4 protein-coding genes are annotated in these 4,475 nt (G+C 48.6%); 3 read left to right on the top strand and 1 reads right to left on the bottom strand.

Annotation, left to right across the window (positions count from 1 at the left end):
• Nucleotides 1-59: 59 nt before the first annotated feature.
• Nucleotides 60-1,568, bottom strand: a complete 1,509-nt coding sequence (yjeM, locus tag FC20_RS09170; protein WP_008462602.1) for a glutamate/gamma-aminobutyrate family transporter YjeM — start codon at nucleotides 1,566-1,568, stop codon at nucleotides 60-62.
• 296 nt (nucleotides 1,569-1,864) lie between these two features.
• Here yjeM and FC20_RS09165 point away from each other — a divergent pair, with 296 nt between their 5' ends.
• From FC20_RS09165 to FC20_RS09155, 3 genes are read left to right on the top strand one after another with little or no spacing between them, the layout of a single operon-like run.
• Nucleotides 1,865-2,473, top strand: a complete 609-nt coding sequence (locus tag FC20_RS09165; protein ID WP_008462604.1) for a GTP pyrophosphokinase — start codon at nucleotides 1,865-1,867, stop codon at nucleotides 2,471-2,473.
• 3 nt (nucleotides 2,474-2,476) lie between these two features.
• A complete protein-coding gene (locus FC20_RS09160; protein WP_008462607.1) occupies nucleotides 2,477-3,151 on the top strand; it encodes a response regulator transcription factor in 675 nt (224 codons plus the stop codon).
• Complete coding sequence (locus FC20_RS09155; protein WP_008462609.1) at nucleotides 3,144-4,418, top strand: sensor histidine kinase; 1,275 nt, start codon at nucleotides 3,144-3,146, stop codon at nucleotides 4,416-4,418. Before FC20_RS09160 ends, FC20_RS09155 begins: the two co-directional genes overlap by 8 nt.
• The last annotated feature ends 57 nt before the right edge of the window (nucleotides 4,419-4,475 follow it).

Below are 4,475 nucleotides of genomic sequence, written 5' to 3'. Positions count from 1 at the left end.
AAAGTCAATGCCTTAACTTAATGACATTGCCCTCAAGGGTAAGCTTTTTACATCCAACATTATTCTTCTACAATGCTATCATCTGCCAAGCTCTGCTTCGTCTTCCACTGGAAGTAAACGAGAGCAACAACGCCAAACAGCACAGGACCAATCGCAGTCCAGAAGGCCGTCTTGATGTCACCGGTAAACAGCGGCTCGATGCAAGTGAAGATGATCCCGATTGCAACGACGATCCAGGTTACCAGACTCACCACAGTGGCCGTCTTATTCGACTTGAAGAAGACGAAAGGCCGGTTCAGACCCTCTTTTTTCTTAAAGAAAGGAAAGGCGCCGATCAAGAAGAGGTAAGGTGCAGTAGAGGATACGTTCATCATGTCCATCAAGATGGTGTAAAATTCGCCGGCCGCGCTGCCACCAAAACTGATGAAAAAGATAATTACGCTAACGATTAACGCCTGCACCCACATGGCCTTTTCCGGCATACCGTGCTTGTTAAGCTGCGTCATCTTTTTTGGCAAAAAGTCTGGATCGCAACCCATCACAAAAGACTTAATCGGAGAGTATACCATCAAAATGGCGGCCGCAATCCCGCTTAACACGTCAGCTAAGCCAGCAAAGTGGGAGATAACGGACGACAGGGTCTGGCATCCCGCGACCGACAAACCTATTTTTTGCCCCAAGACATAACCCAGGTTGTTGATCAACACGTATTCAACATTCCCCAAGTTGACCCCCTTGGCACCGAGCTTGCTTGCCCAGTTGGCGGAAACCCCGCACATCAGGATGTTGAGGGCGTACAAGGTCGTCATGACCACCATGGCGATGATCAGTGCCCGCGGAAAAGTCTTTTCCGGCTTGTCGACGGAGTCGATGACGCCGGCGCTGGTTTCCAAACCGCCGTAAGCAAACAAGGCGTAAATCATGAAGGAAATCGTCGCTACCGGCGTTTGGAAGGCCGGGTTTGGCGAGTGGGTCAAAGTCGTGACATTCAGCGGCTGCGCTAATTGCCCGTGGTTCAAGAAAAAGACCAAGAGTGACAGCACTGGGAAGCCGATGGCGATGGCCAAGGTAAAGATCCCACCAATGTTGCTGATAAAGGAAATTTTGTCAACGCCCTTAACTGCAAAGAAGGTGACGATGACCATAAAGACAATTTCCATGATCCCTAAGGTCTGGGTTGATGACAGTCCCCCTAGATGCCAGCTGGTCGTAGTGTCATGGCCAAAAATCAAGGTCGACACAGACACGAAGAAGAACTGGGTTGAAGACACCAGCCAAATGACCCAAGCGGCCAGCCAGATAAAGGTGCCGACGAAGGCGGTTTGGTCGCTGACGCTGCCTTTTAGCCAGGAATAAATCCCGCCTTTTGCCCCCTTAAAGGTTGACCCGTATTCAGCGAAGATCATCGCTGAAGGCAGGAAAAAGAGGAGGGCAGAGACCAGGTACCAGATGATGCTGTAGTAGCCCATCTGATAGTAGGCATTAATTGAGTTATTAAAGCCAAAGATACTTGAAAAGATGAGTAAGACCAGACTGGCTAGTTTGATCTTACTTTTATTTTCTTCCATAAAAATTACTCCAATCTGTTATCTACTTATTTATTATGATCCTCTTAGCCCAACAATAAAAGGGAACATAGCACATTTGATAAAGATAACAAATGGATTAAATCAGCAATAAATTATCATGGCAACTTTTACTCCTAATGATAACTAAGTAAAGTTAGACTTAATTTTAACTTAAAGCAAGGTAAAGCCATAGCAAATGATCACTATCTTAAATAAATTTCTGATAAGGTCAAGCAAAGTTCATGATCTATGCCTTAATCTTTGATAGAGTGGAATAATAGAAATGAGGAAATAATATGAGTATCTACGGAAAGTACGCGGAGTATCTCCCAAAGATTTTAGACGAAACCCTGGCCACGATTGAGAAAATCGGCCAGGATTACCAGGCCAAGACCGGGCAAAAGCTCTACGAGCACTTAGAAGGCCGGGTCAAGGGCGAGCAGTCTATGACGGAAAAATGTGAGCGTAAGGGCCTGCCCAAGACCCCAGAAGCAGCTCTAATTGAAAACCGTGATTCCATCGGCATCCGGATCGTCTGCAACTTTATCGACGACATCTACACCTGCTTGGACCTGCTCCGGCAAGTGGACAAGTTTGAGCTTTTTAACGAAAAAGACTATATCACAAACGCTAAGCCTAACGGCTACCGGTCCTACCACCTGATCTTGAAGGTGAAGACGCCATATGAAGACGTTCATGGCGATACGCCGGGCACCTACTATGTCGAAATCCAGCTCCGGACCATCGCCATGGACACCTGGGCCAGTCTTGAACACGAAATGAAATATAAACACGACATCCACGATCCCGAGCGGATCAGCAAGGAACTGAAGCGGGTGGCTGATGAACTGGCCGCCTGCGACGTGAGTCTTCAGACTATCCGTCAGTTGATTAAGGAGGGCTAACAGATGAAAATCTCACTAGCAGAAGACGAAGAACAATTAAACCACGTTTTGACCGTGGCCATGCAAAAGTCTGGCTACGATGTCGATTCTGTTTTTAACGGCCTGGAAGCTGTTAACCATGCTAAAGAAAATGCCTACGACGTGATCATCATGGACATCATGATGCCGGTGATGGATGGGCTAGAAGCAGTCAAGGAAATCCGAGCAATGGGATCCAAAACTTATATCGTGATGCTGACGGCCAAGTCCGAAATTGATGACAAGGTGACAGGCCTTGACACCGGGGCTGATGACTATTTGACCAAGCCTTTTTCACTTAAAGAGCTCCTGGCCCGCCTGCGGTCAAAAGACCGGCGCAACAGCGAATATTCTACTAAGGAAATTGACTTTGACAACCTGACCTTGAATCTGGACCAGCAAGAACTGTCCAGCAACAACTCCATTTCCTTGTCCAAAAAGGAAACCAACCTGATGCGCTATTTCTTGCTGAACCCTAATAAAAAGCTGTCCACCAAGGAATTGTTTAACCACGTCTGGAAAGACGACGATGAAACCGAAGACGTGGTCTGGGTTTACATTTCCTATCTTAGATCCAAGCTCGCCTCCATCGGGGCCAGTGCTAAGATTGAGGGCGACAAGGGGGGCGACTACCAGTTAGTCGGTGCGGACCATGATTAAGAAAGTTCGCCGCCGCTTTATCTGGATCGCGACTTGCTCCCTTTTTCTCGTCATGGTCATTTCCTTTGCCAGCTTGATTGGCCTGAGTTACTACAAGTCTAGCCGGGAGGCTGACCAGGTCTTGGCCATGGTCGTCGCCAATAACGGCCGCTTTGACCAGAAGCAGGCCAAAGAGCGGCTAGGCGACCAGTACAGCCGGGAAGGAGTTTTTAAGTACCGCTACTTTACCGCAAAGGTCAATACCAAGAAGTCGACGATCACGGTTACTGACAACAAGCACATCATCCAGCTGTCAACCGATGAAGTCCTTGCCCGGAAAAAGACCCTGCTTACCTACTTAAAAGCGGGCAAGATGAGTGGCTCGCTCCGGGGCAAAGCCGGTGACTTCCGTTATTTGGCAAAAAAAGCTGGCAGCAACCAGTATTACATCTGCGTGATCGACATTGCGCCCCTCATGCAGTCGACCCTGATTCTGGCCCGCTACGCCATGCTCTTCCTCTTCATCGGAATTTCCTGCTTTACCCTTTTGATGTACCTCTTGGCCGATCGGGCGGTTAAGCCCATCAAAGAAGCCTACGACCGCCAGCGCCGCTTTATCACTAACGCTGGTCACGAACTAAAGACGCCGCTCGCCGTCATCAGCGCCAACACCGAAATGGAAGAGATCATGGGCAACGACGACGAGTGGACCGAGAGCACCAAAGAGCAGGTGGTTCGGATGACGGGGCTGATCAATGACCTGATCACCCTGACCCGGATGGGGGAACCCGAAGAACTGGTCTTATCCAAGGTCAATTTTTCGGAAATTACGGAAAAGTCTGCTGACTCTTTCAAGTCGCTCTTGGCTAAAGACGGCAAGGACTACCAGGTGAAAATTGAGAAAGACATCTGCGTCAATGCCGAATCTTCCAGTCTAGGCGAAGTGGTCAATATCTTGATCGACAATGCCCAAAAGTACTGCGACCCGCATGGCAGGGTTACGGTCAGCTTGAAAAAGGGCAAGCTGGGGCAAAACGCCATCTTGACGGTGACCAACTCTTACCAAAATGGGGCAGGGGTTGATACTGGCCGCTTCTTTGAACGCTTTTACCGAGAAGATGAGTCCCATCACTATGACAAGCAAAAGAAGTCCGGCTTTGGCATTGGCCTGTCCATGGCTAGCGACCTGGTTCAGGCCTTTGGCGGCAAGATCAATGCCAATTGGAACAAGGGCGTGATGACTTTTACTGTCAGCTTAAAAGTCAATGGTAACCCCTTACTGAAGTAAGGGGCTTGAAGCGCAAGCTTCAGGCCTCTTATCTTTAGCAGGGAAGCTGGAGAAATT

This window comes from Lactobacillus equicursoris DSM 19284 = JCM 14600 = CIP 110162, assembly GCF_001434815.1.
Taxonomy (GTDB): domain Bacteria; phylum Bacillota; class Bacilli; order Lactobacillales; family Lactobacillaceae; genus Lactobacillus; species Lactobacillus equicursoris.
Note: the sequence above shows the minus strand (reverse complement) of the source record. Positions and strands in the feature narration are given on the sequence as shown.